This window comes from Pseudomonas sp. GX19020 (genome assembly GCF_023371075.1).
Taxonomy (GTDB): domain Bacteria; phylum Pseudomonadota; class Alphaproteobacteria; order Rhodobacterales; family Rhodobacteraceae; genus Pseudogemmobacter.
The window spans coordinates 477,301-492,961 of record NZ_JAMCCR010000002.1 but is presented as its reverse complement, the minus strand read 5'-3'; the positions used below and the strand labels follow the sequence as shown (position 1 = coordinate 492,961).

Genomic DNA, 15,661 nt, shown 5'->3' with positions numbered 1-15,661 from the left:
CATTTCTCCAGATGTCACATAAATCGCTCAGTGAATGGCCTGATTGTGGCCGAAGCCTGCCACCCGGGGGGTCGCTGCAGAAATGTCCGTTGTCTTGAGGATTGCCACACCGTAAGCCTCTCACGCAATATCTCTGCACCCTTCTCCTTGTTTAGTGTCTCGTGACGCCCTGAGATTCCGTTAATGACCGTGACCAGCCAGACCGAAATCGTCTCTTTCCGCCCCTTCCTGCTGGTCCTCGGGCTGAGCGCGCTTGCGGCCTGTGCCCAGACGCCCCGTACGGATGGCATCTATGACCCGATCGAGCCGATGAATCGCGGCGTCCATGCGGTGAATAAAGGGCTGGACACGGTGATCGTGCGGCCAGTGTCAAAGGCCTATGGCACCGTGGTGCCGGGGCCGCTGCGACAGGGGGTCTCGAATGTCGCCGATACGCTGGATCTGCCGGGCGTGGTGGTGAACCAGGTGCTGCAGGCCCGAATCGGCGAAGCAACAACAAATACGTTGCGCTTTGCAGTGAACGCGACCGCCGGGATCGGCGGGCTGTTCGACGTGGCCTCGGTGCTGGGGATGCCGAAAACCGATGCCGATTTCGGCCAGACGCTCGCCGTCTGGGGTGTCGGCGAAGGGCCCTATGTCGAATTGCCCATCGAAGGGCCGTCCACCGCGCGCGACACGGTCGGGATCGTGGTCGATTTCGCGATGAACCCACTGAACAATGTGTTCGACGGCGATGATGCCGATGCGACGCTCGCCATCGAAGGGCTTTCACGCCTAAATGATCGCTACCGCTATTCCGATACGGTGGATTCGATCCTATATGACAGCGCTGACAGCTATGCCCAGCTCCGGCTTCTCTATCTGCAGAACCGGCGCCATGAGATTGCGAAGGCAAAGGGCGCAGCGGATGGGGATGATGGCGATTTCATCGACCCCTATGAAGACGATTTCATTGATCCCTATGCGGATTGACGTTGCGAGGACTGACATGTCTGTTCATCTGGTTTCCGGCCTTTCGCGCCGCCACTTTCTGGGCACCGGGCTTGCGGCAGCTGCCGCGCTTGGTGCCATGCCTGCCTTCGCGCTTTCCGATGCCGAGGCCAAGGCCCTGATCGACAAGGCCGTCGCCGATATCAACGGGATCATCAACTCGGGCCGCTCCGAGGCCCAGATGTATCCGGCCTTTGAAAAGCTCTTCGTGAATTACGCCGATGTGCCGCAGATCGCACGGTCGGCCCTTGGACCGGCGGCGAAATCGGCGTCAAAAGCCCAGATGCAGGCCTTCACCCAGGCCTTCCAGGGCTATATCAGCCGCAAATACGGCCGCCGCTTCCGCGAGTTCATCGGGGGCCGCATTGAGGTCACCGGCGCGCGCCCGGTGAAAAGCTATTTCGAAGTGATCTCAACCGCCTATCTGAAGGGCTCCAGCCCTTTCGAGGTGCGCTGGCATGTGTCGAACAAAAGCGGGCGGGATCTGTTTTTCAACATCATCATCGAAGGCGTGAACATGCTCGCCTCGGAACGCACCGAAATCGGCGCGATGCTCGACCGGCGCAGGGGCGATATTGATGCGCTGATCCAGGATCTGCAAAAGGCCTGAGGCCTCCGGCGCTCACCGGGATCACCATGAAAAAGCCCGCCGGAATTTCCGACGGGCTTTTTCTTTCGCGTGTGGCGGGGCCCGAAGGCCGCCGCCCGTGATCAGTAGTGATAGGCGCGCTCGCCATGCGAAGAGAGGTCGAGGCCTTCGCGCTCGGCGTCTTCCCTGACCCGCAGGCCGCCAGTCAGAACGCCGACCACCTTGTAGATGATGAAGGACAGAACCGCGCAGTAGACAATGGTGATACCGACAGCCGCGATCTGGTAATAGACCTGCTCTGCCATGCCGCGACCTTCCGGATAGCCCTGGCCGCCCAGCGACGGTGCCGCAAAGATGCCTGCGCCAACCGCGCCGACGATGCCGCCGATCCCGTGGATGCCGAATACGTCGAGGCTGTCATCATAGCCCAGTTTCACCTTCACGACGGCGACGAAGTAATAGGCCGCAGCCGAAGCGATGGCGCCGAGGAAGATCGCGCCGATCGGGCCGACTGCGCCGGCTGCCGGGGTGATGGCCACGAGACCAGCGATCATGCCCGAGACACCACCCAGCATCGAGGCCTTGCCGCGCAGCAGCGCCTCAACCAGCACCCAGCCGAGGATCCCGCCGGCGGTTGCGGTGAAGGTGTTGATCATCGCAAGGCCTGCCAGCGTGCCGGCCCCCAGAGCCGAGCCCACATTGAACCCGAACCAGCCCACAAAGAGGATCGAGGCGCCGACCATGGTCAGGGTCAGCGAATGCGGCTGCATGTTCTCTTTGCCGTAGCCGAGGCGCTTGCCGACGCAGATAGCACCAACCAGAGCCGCAATACCGGCATTGATGTGCACAACCGTGCCGCCTGCAAAGTCAAACACTTCCCAGCCGAAGAAGAGGCCATTCGCGTCCCATGCCATATGCGCGACCGGGTAATAGACCACGGTGACCCAGATCAGCGAGAAGAGGAGTGCCGCCGAGAATTTGATCCGCTCGGCGAAGGCACCGATGATCAGCACCGGCGTGATCGAGGCGAAGGTCATCTGGAAGGCGATGAAGACATATTCCGGGATGGTGCCCGAAAGGCTCTCCGGCCCCACACCTGCGAGGAAGAGCTTGCCGAAACCGCCGAAATAGGGGCCCTCGGCGCCACCAAAAGCGAAAGAATAGCCGTAAACCACATAGGCGACCATCATCAGCGCCGCGATGGTGGTGGTCTGCATCAGCACCGAAAGCATGTTCTTGCTGCGCACCAGCCCGCCATAGAACAGGGCGATGCCCGGGAAGATCATGAAGAGCACGATGGCGGTCGAGACCATCATCCACGCAGTATCACCGGTATCCAGCGCGGGCGCGGCCTCGGCCACTTCGACAACCGCTTCTGTGGCTTCCTGCGCCAGGGCGGGCAGACCGGCCAGGAGCGACAACGCTGCGGCAAGCCCGGAATATTTGACAAGTTTGTTCATTTTGGCTGTTTTCCCCTGTTCCCTCGGGTCCCTGTTCAGATCGCGTCTTCGCCGGTTTCGCCGGTGCGCACCCGCACGGCCTGTTCGACATCGAGCACAAAGATTTTTCCGTCGCCGATCTTGTCGGTCTTCGCGGTCTTCGCGATGGTTTCGACCACCTGCTCGGCCAGCGCATCGGCCACGACGATTTCCAGCCGGACCTTCGGCACGAAATTCACCGCATATTCGGCACCGCGATAGATTTCGGTATGACCTGACTGCAGGCCGAACCCCTTGATCTCGGTCACCATCATTCCGCGCACGCCGATCGTGGTCAGCGCTTCGCGAACTTCGTCAAGCTTGAACGGTTTCAGTGCCGCAATGATGAGTTTCACATCTGTCCCCTTCCTGAGAGCGAGCCCGGGGCGAGCGGGCCTCTGAGCGAAAGAAGGCGGGATTTTGCAGATGCAGCACAAGAAAACGGCGTGTTCTGAACCGGTGCATCGCGGTGCAGTCGCAAAATTTTTGCACTAATCGGGGCATGTGATTATTTTTTCATCAGCGGATAGATTCGAATCGTTTCCTCCTGCCCTTCGCAAAGCCGGGCGAACCCGCTATTCTCTGCCGGATTCTGAAAGAACACGCTTCGAGGCGGGCAGCAGGCATATGGCGACGAGTGGCGGGGGCAAAAGCCCTCTGGTGGCAGACAGACGATATCCTCCCCGTGCTTCTGCGGGCGGCTCCGGTGGCAATTCCGGCAGAGGCCAGGGCGGAGGCCCGGGGCGTGGTGGCAGCGGCGGAGGCGGAGGTGGCGGCAGACCGCCGCAAAAACCGGCCCCGCGCAAACAGGCACCGAAACAACCCCGGAAAGCGGCCCGCGCCCGGCGCAAACATGGCTTCATCCTCGGGACCATCCTGTTCTTCTGGCGGATGATCTGGGGCGTGCTTTGGCGTGTCACCGCTGTCGGCGCATTGGTCGTCGGCGCAGTGGTCGCGTATTTCTACAGCCAGCTGCCGCCGCTTGAGGCACTGCTGGACGGGCGCGCGCGCGGCTCGGTCACCATGCTCGACCGCGACGGCAGGACATTTGCCTGGCGGGGCGAGACCTATGGCGGCCAGATCACCGCCGATACGGTCTCGCCGCATCTCCTCAATGCCATCGTTGCCACCGAGGACAAGCGCTTTTACTGGCACCTAGGCGTCTCGCCCCGCGGTATCGCCAGCGCGATCCGCATCAACCTTGCCGAGGGACGCAGCGCGTTCCAGGGCAATGGCGGCTCGACCATCACGCAGCAGGTGGCCAAGCTTTTGTGTCTGGGCGTGCCCTTCAACCCGGCGGAATGGAAATCCGAAGCCGAATATGAAGCGGATTGTCGGGGCGGCGGCATCAAGCGCAAGGTCAAGGAAGTGCCCTATGCCATCGCGATGGAGCTGAAATACTCCAAGAAGGACATTCTCGGCATCTATATGAACCGCGCCTATCTGGGTGCCGGCGCGCGCGGGTTCGAAGCCGCCGCACAGCGCTATTTCGGCAAATCCGCCGCCACCGTGACCCCGGCCGAGGCCGCGATGCTTGCGGGTCTTCTGCAGGCCCCTTCGGCGCTGGCGCCCACTTCCAACCTCGAACGCTCGCAAAACCGCGCCAATGTGGTGATCGGGCTGATGCAGGAACAGGGTTACCTGACCAAAGCCGAAGCCGATGAGGCCCGCGCCCATCCCGCCACCCCGACCGAGGCCGCGCGGCAGCGCTCGGGCGGCTATTTCGCCGATTGGGTGATGGAGACCACGCCGGATTACCTCGCCCGCGACACGACCGAAGATGTGGTGATCGAGACGACGCTGGATCAGGATCTGCAGCGGAAATCCGAAGAGGCGCTGAAACATGTCTTTGATACGAAAGTCAAAGACGGCTCGACCGCCCAGGCCGCGATTGTCGTGATGAGTTCGGACGGTGCGGTGCGCGCGATGGTTGGCGGGCGCTCGATCCCGCGCGCGGGTGATTTCAACCGCGCGACCCAGGCGCTGCGGCAGACCGGGTCGGCGTTCAAGCCCTTCGTCTATGCGGTGGCGCTCGATCTGGGCTACAGCCCGCTCGATTATGTCGATGACAGCCCCTATACGATCAATGTGCCCGGCTCCGGCCCCTATAGCCCCAAGAATTACGACAATAAATTCAAGGGGATGATCACACTGGTCCAGGCGCTGAAGGAAAGCCGCAATATCCCGGCGGTCAAAATCTCGGAAATGGTCGGGCGTGACCTCGTGAAAAAGGTCGCGACCGAATTCGGCGTTGCCTCCAAAATGGCCGATGGCCCGGCGCTGGCGCTCGGTGCCTCGGAATCGACGCTGATCGAGATGACCGGCGCCTATGCCGGCATCCTGAATGGTGGCTCTTCGGTGACGCCTTACGGTCTGCGCGCGCTGAAGCTCCGGGGCGAAAATGACGAACTCTTTGGCAGCGGCGGCGGTATCGGCGAAAGGGTGATCTCGGAAACGGCCGCCCATGCGCTGATCTATATGATGACCGAGGTGATCAATTCCGGAACCGGCGCCCGCGCCCGCCTGCCCGGCCGCGAGGCCGCCGGCAAAACCGGAACCACCAATTCGGCGCGCGATGCCTGGTTCGTGGGCTTTACCTCGGATTACGTGGTTGGCGTCTGGCTCGGCTATGATGACAACCGCCCGCTGACCGGCGTGACCGGCGGCGGCCTGCCCGCAGATGTCTGGCGCGAGGTCATGATCCGGATCAACGAAGGCGTCCCCCCGATGCCGCTGCCGAAAGAGATCCCCCCGAACACGGTCGAAGCTGGCGGATCCTTCGGCCCCTCCCCGGATATCGGCGGCGTCGACCGCCCGGTCCTGCCCGAGGAAGTGCCCTATTTCGACGGCTCCAACGCGCCGGTCTATCAGGGCGGCTCGAACCAGCAGGGCGCCCCCGCCTCGCAAAACCAGGACGATATCGACCGCGCGGTTCGCGACGCCATGGGACTGAACTGAGCCCAGGTCTTCCTCCTGAGGGAAATACTCCACGGGGGGGTGGAGGGGGTGAAACCCCCACCGCGGTCCCCGGACAAATGCAAAAGGGCGGGACAATGTCCCGCCCTTTCCACATCTGTCAAACCGCTCAGAGAACCGAGGCAATCGCCTTTGCCAGCACCGGAACGGTCCCCTTGTTCAGCCCGGCGATATTGATCCGCGAATCCCCGACCATATAGACGCCGAAGTCTTCGCGCAGCTTCACCACCTGTGCTTCGGACAGCCCGAGCCGCGAGAACATGCCCCGATGATCCGCGACAAAGTCGAACCGGTCGGAATTGGTGGCCTTGCGCAGCTCGGATGCCAGCTGCTCGCGCAGACCCAGCATGTTCAGACGCACCTCTTCCAGCTCGGCTTTCCAGTCGGCGGTCAGGGCGGCATCTTCCAGGATCGTGGTCACGATCCGTGCGCCGTGATCCGGCGGGAAGCTGAAATTCTGCCGGTTGAGGAAATTCAGATTGCCCTGCACCACTGCCTTGCGATCCGCCTGGGTCAGCGCGATCAGCACGCCGGTCCGCTCGCGGTAGATGCCGAAATTCTTCGAGCACGAGGCCGCGACCAGCACTTCATCAAAGGCCGCTGCCACTTTGCGAGTGGCTTCGGCATCCGCATCCAGCCCGTCGCCAAAGCCCTGATAGGCCAGATCGACCAGCGGCAGCGCCTTGCGCGCTTTCAGAACCGTGATCACCTCATCCCACTGCGCAGGCGACAGGTTCGCCCCGGTCGGGTTGTGGCAGCAGCCATGCAGCAGCACGACATCGCCCTCGGCCACCTGGCTCAGATCTTCGATCAGACCGGCGAAATCCAGCCCCGAGGTCTTCACGTCGAAATAGCGGTATTCCGCCATCGGCAGGCCAAGGAATTTCACCATAGACGGATGGTTCGGCCAGGTGGGGGCCGAAAGCCAGACCTTCGCCCCGGGCCGCGCAAGCTTTACCAGCTCGAAGGCCTGGCGCAGTGCGCCGGTGCCGCCGGGGGTCGAGATCGAGGCAGCACGTTCACCAAACCCATCGCCAAGGATCAGCGCGGTGATCGCGGCATTATAGGCGGGCTCCCCGGCAAGCGCGGTGTAGGTCTTGGTGGTCTCGGCTTCCCAGATCTTCTTTTCGGCGGCCTTGACCGCGCGCATCACCGGGGTGAGCCCGGTCGCGTCCTTGTAAACGCCCACGCCAAGATCAATCTTGCCGTCCCGCTTGTCCTCACGAAACATCGCGATCAGTTGCAGGATCTTGTCCTGCGGCTGCTGGGTCAAAGCCTCAAGCATGTCTTCCTCACATCAGCGGGCCAGTCCCTGGCCCCATTGCGCCCGTTCCGGCGGCCTTGCCTTATGCAGCTGGGCCCGTCTCGACCGGCAAATCCTCATACATGCCCCATTCGGCCCAGGAGCCGTCATAGAGCGACCAGTTGCGATGCCCGATCCGCTCCAGCGCGAGCGCCAGGATCGCCGCCGACACGCCCGAGCCACAGCTGGTGATCACCGGCTGCGCAAGGTCGATCCCGGCCTCCTGAAAGATCATCCGCAGCACGGCGGGGTCTTTCATGGTGCCATCCTGGTTCAGCAGATTGCCCCAGGGCAGATTGCGTGACCCGGGAATGTGACCTGCGCGCAGACCGGGGCGCGGCTCCGGCGCCTCACCGGCAAAGCGCGCGGGCGCACGGGCATCGACCACCACGGCCTGTTTCAGTTTCGCGGCATGGGCGACCTGGGTCACGTCTTTCACCAGGTGGTTCTGACGCTGCGTGGTCATATGGCGGTCGCGGATCACCGGGGGCAGATCCTCGGTCTCGCGCCCTTCCGCCTGCCATTTCGGCAGGCCGCCATCCAGCACGGCGACATCGTTTTTGCCCATCAGGCGGAAGGTCCACCAGATCCGCGGCGCCGAAAAGATACCGGTCGAATCGTAGATCACCACCTGATGCCCGTCGCCGACACCCATTGCCCGCATCCGGGACATGAATTTCTCGACCGGTGGCACCATATGCGGCAGGTTCGAGCGGTGATCCGAAATTTCCTCAAGGTCGAAGAACCGTGCGCCCGGGATATGGGCCGCCTCATATTCCGCGCGCGCATCGCGCTCAGACGGGGGCAGGAACCAGCTTGCATCAAGCAACCGCAGATCCGGGTCTTTCAGATGGCTGGCAAGCCAGTCTGTCGAGACGAGGGTATGTGGGTCATCCTTCGGGGCGGGGGTCAGCGACATGGCGGCCTCAGGTCAAAGGGAGCGGATCAACAGGCGGACCAAAAGCGGTCAGTTTCCTATAGCCCGCCTGTATGTGCGTGCAACCCCGCACTGCCCTGTGCCGGGCAGAGCGGGCGATCTTTGCCCCGAAATTTGCCACCGGATTTGCGCTGAAATCGGAAATCCCGCCCGAAGCTGCTTCGGGCGGGATGATCTGAGGCCGGTAGCTTCGCAAGATCAGGCGCTCTGTCAGCGCCGCCCGGCAATTCCGGCTTACTTCACCAGTGCTTTTTTGATCGCGCCGACAATGGCCACGAGGATGCCGCCGCCGGCGCCACCGCCGACCACGCTTTGGATGATGGACGAGATGTCGAGCCCGGAAGACGTCGCGGCCGCCGCAGCCTCGCCTGCACCGCCAAGGCCCAGCAGGGACAGGATCTGCCCGCCGCCGACGCCGCCCAGAAGACCGATCACAGAATTCAGGATCGGACCCATGTTGAGGTTTTTCAACGCAGATCCGGCCGCGTTGCCGCCGATAAGGCCGGCCACGAGCTGGATGATAAGTGACATATCCATGATGACTATCCCCACAAAGGGCCGGTGTGTTCCGGCCTCACACCCGGACCATGGCGTAAACTTGCTCTCCGGGCAGGGGGAAGAGTGCCTGATCCTTCCCATTCTGGCAAATGTTGTGTGCAAGCGGCAGCCGGCTACAAGATCAGCCGCTCTGCAGGATCAGTTTTGATAACCCTGTTTCATGATCCGCGCCTTCTGGCGGTCCCAGTCGCGTTTGGCACTGGTATCGCGCTTGTCGGCATTGTTCTTGCCCTTGGCCACACCAAGCGCGATCTTCACCATGCCACGCTCGTTAAAATACATCCGCAAGGGCACGATGGTCATCCCCTCGCGCCTGGTCGCATTCCAGAGCCGTGACAGTTCTTTCTTTGACACCAGCAGCTTGCGGCGGCGGCGCTCGTCATGGCTGTCCCAGGCATTGGACTGTTTGTAAGGCGCAATATAGCCATTGATCAGCCAGAGCTCGCCGCCCTCGACCGAGGCATAGCTGTCGGCGATGTTAGATCCGCCGATCCGCAGGCTTTTGACCTCGGAGCCCTGGAGGACGATCCCGGCCTCGAGGTCGCTTTCGATATGATATTCGAACCGCGCCCTGCGGTTGTCAGCGATGAGTTTGGAATTGGGATCGTGTTTCTTCTGCATGATCGGGCAGAGATAGGGGATGGCGGGCCCTGAGTAAAGAAGCGCGCCCCTCTCCGGCGCGCGCTTTTCATACCGCTGTGGCGCCTTTGCGTGCGCGGATCAGGGTATATAGCCCGCTCGCAACAATAATGGCACTGCCAAGCAGGGTCAGATGGTCGGGCCGCTCGGCAAGGAAGATCACCGCAAGAAGCATCGCAAAGACGAGGCGGGTATAGCGGAAGGGCGTTACGGCCGAGACCTCGCCCGTGCGCATGGCGGCGGTCAGCGCATTATATCCCAGAAGTCCGAAAAGCGTGGCGCCAAAGATCAGGCCGGCTCCGGTCGGGTCGGGCCAATGGGCGCCGCCGGTATAAGACAGGACGATCAGCCCGGCGATCCCGAGCATCGAGAAACCAAGGATCCCGAGCTGCCGGTTCGACATGGTTTTCGGCGCGGCGCGGGTGGCGAGATCGCGCCCGGCAAAGCCCGCCATACCCGCCACTGCGAGGAGCGACATCGCTGAAAAGCCGTCCAGCCCGGGCCTGAGCACGATCATCACGCCAAGAAATCCGACCGCAACCGCCGACCAGCGCCGCCAGCCAACCTTTTCACCAAAGATTAGCGCCGCGCCGGCGAGCACCACCAGCGGCGTCGCCTGAAGAATGGCGACCGTGGTGGGCATGGAGGTCAGTGCAATGGCGAGACTGTAGAAAAGCCGCCCCGCGATCTCGAATCCTGACCGCACCAGCATTGCGGAAGACAGAAAAACCCGCGGAAAGACGGATTCGCGCGCGGCGCGTGCCATGAGCGCGAAGACCATGGCGCCGCCAAAGCCCATGACCGCCATGACCTGGCCGACCGGCACATGGGCAGAGGCCTTGCGGATAAAGAGATCCTCGACCGCAAAGCCCGCCATGGCCAGCGTCATCAGGGCCGCGCCCCGCAGGTTTGGCGTGATGCCCTCGGTCATCCCGCGCGCCCCCGGAGTTTTTTGAAAACTCCGGGCCGGTTCCTGTGCAGGAACCGGGCGCTAGTTGAGAAGGCCGGCATGGGTCATGGCCGCGCGGATCTTTGCTTTCGTATCATCGCTCAGCCCGACCAGCGGCAACCGGACCTCTTCGCTGCACCGCCCCAGCAGAGAGAGTGCATATTTCGCGCCGACAAGACCCGGCTCGATGAACAGCGCCTCATGCAGCGGGAAAAGCCGGTCCTGGTAGTCAAGCGCCGTGCGGAAGTCACCGCGCAGCGTGGCCGCCTGGAATTCGGCACAGAGCTTCGGCGCCACATTGGCCGTGACCGAAATCGCGCCGCAGCCGCCATGGGCGTTGAAGGCCAGCGCGGTATCGTCATTACCGGACAGCTGGATGAAATCTGCACCGCAGGTCTCGCGCTGCTGGCTGACCTTGCCGATATTGCCGGTCGCGTCTTTCACGCCGACGATTCGCGGCAGCTTTGCCAGCTCGCCCATCGTCGCGGGCGACATGTCGATCACCGAACGACCCGGAATATTATAGATGATGATCGGCAGAGTGCTGGCCTCATGCAGGGCCTTGTAATGCGCGATCAGACCGGCCTGGTTCGGCTTGTTGTAATAAGGTGTCACGACCAGAGCGGCATCGGCACCGACGCGCTCGGCATGGCGGATCAGCCGGATGCCCTCGACCGTGCTGTTCGAGCCCGCGCCCGCGATCACCGGCACCCGGCCGGCCGCGAATGTCACCACGGCCTCGACCACGGCCTCGTGCTCTTCATGGCTCAGCGTCGGGCTTTCGCCAGTGGTGCCGACGGGAACCAGCCCGGTCGAGCCCTCGGCGATCTGCCAGTCGACAAGTTTCTTGAGCATGTCCATATCCACGGCGCCGTCCTTGAACGGCGTAACCAAAGCGGGAATCGACCCCTGGATCATGGCACGCGTCTCCTCATCTGGGGGCCCTTTTCGCCCCTGGCTGCAACGGACTTTCCTTACCCTTGCAATTGCGCCTTGCCAAGCACTGCATGAGGGCGCCGACAGGACAGATCCCGGGACGGGACGGTGCTCTTTCTGAGGGACAGCATCTGGCATGCGCCCTTGCGACCAGGCCGCTGCTGACAGGAACGTGCCTTGTGGCGATCCGGCCTCTTTGGCAGACTCCGCCCCATGACCTTTCTCATCCGCCGCCTCCGCATCCTGACCCTGGTTCTCCCGGCTCTGCTCTCTCCGGCCCTGATCATCCCGCCTTTGTTCCTTCCGACAGCGGCGCGCGCCGATCAGGTGCAGGAGATGCGCAGCGCGCTTGAATTGGTGCGCAAGAAAGACTGGCCCGGGGCGCTTGCGGCCTCTCAGGACGGCCTGGTGCGGGACTTTGTCATCTGGAGCCAGCTGCGCGACGGCGATGGCCGGCTGGGCGATTACGAGGCCTTCCTTGCGCGGCGCGGCGACTGGCCGGGTCTTGCCCTCCTGCGGCAAAAGGGCGAGGAGGCGGTGGCCAGATCCGAGACGCCATCGCGGGTGGCCGGGTATTTCCGCGCCGCACCACCCCGCAGCGGCACCGGCGCCGTGGCCCTTGTGCGCGCGTATAAGGCGCTTGGCCAGATCGGCATGGCCGAGACCGAAGCGATGCGGGCCTGGGCAGAGCTTTCGCTCACCGCCGACCAGGAGGCCGAACTGCAGGTCCTGATGCCCGATGCGGTGGCGATGGTGAATGATCTGCGGCTGGAAAACCTGCTCTGGGAGGGGCGGCGTGCCGAGGCACTCCGGATGCTGCCACGGGTGCCGGAGGCAAAGCGCAAACTCGCCGAGGCGCGGCTTGCCTTGCGCGCCGGTCAGCCAGGGGTCGACGGGCTGGTTGCAGCGGTGCCCGACGCGCTGAAATCCGACCCGGGCCTCAGCTATGAGCGGTTCCTGTGGCGGATGAAGCGGGATCTCTATGCGGAATCGGCAGAGCTGATCCTGTCGGTGGCGCCGGAAAATCTTGGCCGCCCCGAGGAATGGGCGCCGCGGCGCGCGCTGCTCGCGCGCTGGCTGATGCGCCAGGGGCGTGCGCAGGATGCTTACCGGGTAGCGGCACAGCACGGGATGACAGCGGGCGGCGCTTACGCCGATCTGGAATTTCTGGCGGGCTTTATCGCGCTGAGAAAGCTCAATGACCCCGAGACCGCGCTGAAACATTTCGCGCATCTGCGGGCCGGGGTTTCCACCGCGATCTCGGTCTCGCGTGCCGATTACTGGCAGGGCCGCGCCGATGAGGCCGCCGGGCGGGCCGAAAGCGCAAAGGCGCATTTCCAGCGCGCAGCACAGCATCAGACCGCCTATTACGGGCTTTTATCGGCGGAAAAACTCGGGCTGTCGCTGGATCCTCAGCTTTTGAACGATGCTCCGGCATCGGGCTGGCGGCAATCGTCTTTCGCCGGGTCTTCGGTTCTGGCGATGGGGCGGCTTATGCTCTCGGCCGGAAACCGGGTCGAGGGAAAGCGGTTTCTCCTGCATCTCGCCGAGGGGCAGGACGCAAGGGGCATCGCCCAGCTCGCCGAGATGGCGCTGGAGATGGGTCAGCCGCATATCGCGCTGGTGCTGGCGAAACAGGCGGCAGAGCGGGGCGCGATCCTGCCCCGCACCTATTACCCGGTGCCGGACCTCGTGCCCGACGGGCTGCATGTCAGCCGCGCGCTGGCCCTCGCCATTGCGCGGCGCGAAAGCGAATTCGAGCCGATGGCGCGTTCAGGCGCCGATGCGCGCGGGCTGATGCAGGTTCTGCCCGAAACCGCCGCGCGGATGGCCAAGGGGCTGGGCCTGGAATATTCGCTCTCGAGGCTTTATGACCCGGGGTTCAACACCCAGGTCGGTTCGGCCTATCTGGCGAAGATGGTTGAGGAATTCGGACCTTCGATTGCGCTGATCGCCTCGGGCTATAATGCCGGGCCCGGGCGGCCGCGCCGCTGGATCGGCGAGCTTGGCGACCCGCGCCTGCCCGAGGTGGATGTGGTCGACTGGGTCGAGATGATCCCGATCGGCGAGACCCGAACCTATGTGATGCGGGTGGTCGAAGGCGTGGTGATCTACCGCGCGAAACTGCGCGGGACGGTGGGTCCCGTCCGGGTGACGGCAGAGCTGAAGGGCTGAGGGCGGGTTTCTGGCTGGCGTATTTTGACTAGGAGAAACGGAGCAGCGGCTTTGCTGTCCGTCGCATGATATGCGCGATGGGTTTTCTTCCGGTCCACAACCTGATTTCTGGGCCGTGAAAGCAGCAGGGGGCAGCGATGGAACTTATTCTGGTCGGTATCGGCACCGGCAATCCGGACCATCTCACCTTGCAGGCCGTGAAGGCGCTGAATGCGGCTGATCTGATCCTGATCCCGGAGAAAGGCGAAGACAAAGCCGATCTTGCCGATCTGCGCCGCCAGATCTGCGAGGATCTCGTGACGCGGCCCGGGGTGATCGTCGCGGGCTTTACCATGCCGGTGCGGGATCCGGCCAATCCCTCTTACCTTGCGCGGGTGAATGACTGGCATGATGCGATTGCCGGCGCATGGGCGGCGGCGATTGACGCGCATCCTGGCGTAAAGCGGGTGGCGCTGATGGTCTGGGGCGATCCCGCGCTTTACGACAGTACCCTGCGGATTGCCGCACGGCTGGGCAGGCTGCGCGAAGTCTCGGTCTCGGTGGTGCCGGGGATCATGTCGCCACAGGTGCTGGCCGCGGCGCATCGCATTCCGCTCAACGGGCTTGGCGCGCCGTTTCTGGTGACGACAGGGCGGCGGCTGCGCGAAGAGGGCTGGCCCGAAGGTGTCGACCGGCTGGTGGTGATGCTGGATGGCGGCTGTGCCTTTCAGGATCTGGCGCCCGAAGGCATCTCGATCTGGTGGGGCGCCTTTGTCGGCATGGCGAATGAGATCACCGAAGCCGGACCGCTGACCGAGGCGGGGCCGCGTATCCTCGCCCGGCGCGAAGCGGCGCGGGCCGAGCACGGCTGGCTCATGGATATCTATATTCTGGACCGGACATCCCCGGCGGCATAAGCCGCCGGGAAGCTGGTTTATGCCTCGCGGCCACGGCTCCAGAGCGCGGCTGCGAAAAGGCCGAGCAGCGTCCAGACCGCAAGACCGACCCCGATGGCGCGGCCGGCGAATTGCGCAGCCAGTTCGGGCGGCGTCGGGCCGGTGAACTCATGCGGATGCGGCGCGCCAACGATATGGGGCGCGAGGATCAGCAGGATCGCCGCCGCCCAGACCACCCAGTTCCGACCGAAGGCGATGAGCCAGAGACCGATGGCGGTCGCAATCACTGTCGCCACCCACCAGACCGCGCGGGCGTTGACATCGGCCGCCGCCATGCCCGGAAGCTCGGGCGAGAGGCCGAAAGCCGGCGCCATCTGCACCGCGACAAAGCCCGCGATCCCCCAGAGAAGACCCTGGCGCGCAGTGACCCGGTTGCCATTATTCTCGGACAGGGCCATCGCCGCGACCAGCAGCATCCCGTAGCCGGCATAGACCATAATCGAGAACAGGATCGACAGCCCGTCACGGGCTGCGTCAAAACCGATACCGGGGATCTCTGCCGCCTCGCCGTGGTCATGCGCGGCTTCGGATCCATGATCATGGCCCGCTTCGGCCGCAGGCGCGGCCTGAGGCTCTGTCTGCGGCTCTGTGGTTTCCGACGCCGGTTCTTCACCGTGATGATGGTCTGAGGCCGCAGCGAAATGGGTGCGCTCGCCGCCCTCATAAAGCTCGGCATGAAGCAGCACGGGCTGCACGAAAACAAGCTGCAACAGGGCGGCAATCAGCCCCGCTGCAGCGCCAGCGATCAACGCGCTGGTCAGCAGTCTTTGCAACATATCAGTGGCAGGGGAATCCGACCGCGTGACGCACATCATGGGCGGCGTCATGCAGGGTTTCCGACTGGGCGAGGCCAGCGACGAAGATCAGCGCAGCACCCAAAAGCGCCACGACGAGGATATTCGCCAGTTTGACATCAGCCTTCGCGCCTGAGCGGGCAATGGTGGACATATGAGTTACTCCTTGCCGTCATCCCCGACGGCGGTTCCATCAGTGCGAAGGTCGGTCTCCTGACTTGCAGGTCACAGCCTCTGCCCTCCTTCCCATGGATTGCTCCACAGTGGTTAACGGGGTCGGCTCGCTGCGCACAGTCGCGGGGGCGGTCGGGTCGGGGAATCCCCCGCCCTGTTCCCATGCCGGTCGCCCGGCACCTTCACAATATCGAGAGTGACAGGCGCATGACGCCCGGTCAAGTCGCG

15 protein-coding genes and 1 riboswitch are annotated in these 15,661 nt (G+C 63.6%); of the genes, 5 read left to right on the top strand and 10 right to left on the bottom strand.

Annotated elements, in window-relative coordinates:
* Positions 1–183: 183 nt before the first annotated feature.
* Both M3484_RS06930 and M3484_RS06925 read left to right on the top strand, forming a co-directional pair.
* Positions 184–972, top strand: a complete 789-nt coding sequence (locus M3484_RS06930; protein WP_249496298.1) for an MlaA family lipoprotein — start codon at positions 184–186, stop codon at positions 970–972.
* A gap of 16 nt (positions 973–988) precedes the next feature.
* Positions 989–1,600 carry an MlaC/ttg2D family ABC transporter substrate-binding protein gene (locus M3484_RS06925; RefSeq protein WP_092900026.1) on the top strand — a complete coding sequence of 204 codons (612 nt, stop codon included), beginning with the start codon at positions 989–991 and terminating at the stop codon, positions 1,598–1,600.
* A gap of 101 nt (positions 1,601–1,701) precedes the next feature.
* Here the strand turns inward: M3484_RS06925 and M3484_RS06920 are convergent, their stop codons facing one another.
* On the bottom strand, positions 1,702–3,039 hold the full coding sequence (locus M3484_RS06920; protein ID WP_249496297.1) for an ammonium transporter: 1,338 nt from the start codon (positions 3,037–3,039) through the stop codon (positions 1,702–1,704).
* A 35-nt stretch (positions 3,040–3,074) separates the two neighbouring features.
* Positions 3,075–3,413 carry a P-II family nitrogen regulator gene (locus tag M3484_RS06915; RefSeq protein WP_092900030.1) on the bottom strand — a complete coding sequence of 113 codons (339 nt, stop codon included), beginning with the start codon at positions 3,411–3,413 and terminating at the stop codon, positions 3,075–3,077.
* Positions 3,414–3,717: 304 nt separating this feature from the next.
* On the opposite strand from M3484_RS06915, the gene M3484_RS06910 reads away from it, so the two are divergent.
* Positions 3,718–6,015, top strand: a complete 2,298-nt coding sequence (locus tag M3484_RS06910; protein ID WP_249496296.1) for a transglycosylase domain-containing protein — start codon at positions 3,718–3,720, stop codon at positions 6,013–6,015.
* A 127-nt stretch (positions 6,016–6,142) separates the two neighbouring features.
* On the opposite strand, the gene M3484_RS06905 is transcribed toward M3484_RS06910, so the two are convergent.
* From M3484_RS06905 to dapA, 6 genes are all read right to left on the bottom strand, one after another.
* Positions 6,143–7,318, bottom strand: coding sequence for an amino acid aminotransferase (locus M3484_RS06905; protein ID WP_092900034.1), 1,176 nt, complete (start codon positions 7,316–7,318; stop codon positions 6,143–6,145).
* A gap of 61 nt (positions 7,319–7,379) precedes the next feature.
* Positions 7,380–8,255 carry a 3-mercaptopyruvate sulfurtransferase gene (gene sseA, locus M3484_RS06900; RefSeq protein WP_092900036.1) on the bottom strand — a complete coding sequence of 292 codons (876 nt, stop codon included), beginning with the start codon at positions 8,253–8,255 and terminating at the stop codon, positions 7,380–7,382.
* 252 nt (positions 8,256–8,507) lie between these two features.
* Entirely contained in the window at positions 8,508–8,810 is a 303-nt protein-coding gene (locus M3484_RS06895; protein ID WP_092900038.1) for a hypothetical protein, read from the bottom strand.
* A 159-nt stretch (positions 8,811–8,969) separates the two neighbouring features.
* A complete protein-coding gene (gene smpB, locus M3484_RS06890) occupies positions 8,970–9,452 on the bottom strand; it encodes an SsrA-binding protein SmpB (protein ID WP_092900040.1) in 483 nt (160 codons plus the stop codon).
* A 67-nt stretch (positions 9,453–9,519) separates the two neighbouring features.
* Positions 9,520–10,401, bottom strand: coding sequence for a DMT family transporter (locus M3484_RS06885; protein ID WP_249496295.1), 882 nt, complete (start codon positions 10,399–10,401; stop codon positions 9,520–9,522).
* 60 nt (positions 10,402–10,461) lie between these two features.
* Positions 10,462–11,337, bottom strand: coding sequence for a 4-hydroxy-tetrahydrodipicolinate synthase (dapA, locus tag M3484_RS06880; protein ID WP_092900042.1), 876 nt, complete (start codon positions 11,335–11,337; stop codon positions 10,462–10,464).
* A gap of 231 nt (positions 11,338–11,568) precedes the next feature.
* Here dapA and M3484_RS06875 point away from each other — a divergent pair, with 231 nt between their 5' ends.
* Both M3484_RS06875 and cobF read left to right on the top strand, forming a co-directional pair.
* On the top strand, positions 11,569–13,530 hold the full coding sequence (locus M3484_RS06875) for a lytic transglycosylase domain-containing protein (RefSeq protein ID WP_249496294.1): 1,962 nt from the start codon (positions 11,569–11,571) through the stop codon (positions 13,528–13,530).
* A gap of 137 nt (positions 13,531–13,667) precedes the next feature.
* Positions 13,668–14,426, top strand: a complete 759-nt coding sequence (gene cobF / locus M3484_RS06870; RefSeq protein ID WP_249496293.1) for a precorrin-6A synthase (deacetylating) — start codon at positions 13,668–13,670, stop codon at positions 14,424–14,426.
* Positions 14,427–14,443: 17 nt separating this feature from the next.
* Here the strand turns inward: cobF and M3484_RS06865 are convergent, their stop codons facing one another.
* Together M3484_RS06865 and M3484_RS06860 are read right to left on the bottom strand one after the other, a co-directional pair.
* Positions 14,444–15,241 (bottom strand): CbtA family protein, encoded by a 798-nt coding sequence (locus M3484_RS06865; RefSeq protein ID WP_249496292.1) that lies wholly within the window; start codon positions 15,239–15,241, stop codon positions 14,444–14,446.
* Position 15,242: 1 nt separating this feature from the next.
* On the bottom strand, positions 15,243–15,413 hold the full coding sequence (locus M3484_RS06860) for a CbtB domain-containing protein (RefSeq protein ID WP_092900049.1): 171 nt from the start codon (positions 15,411–15,413) through the stop codon (positions 15,243–15,245).
* Between the two features lie 32 nt (positions 15,414–15,445).
* A riboswitch (cobalamin riboswitch) is annotated at positions 15,446–15,632 on the bottom strand.
* Positions 15,633–15,661 lie beyond the last annotated feature (29 nt).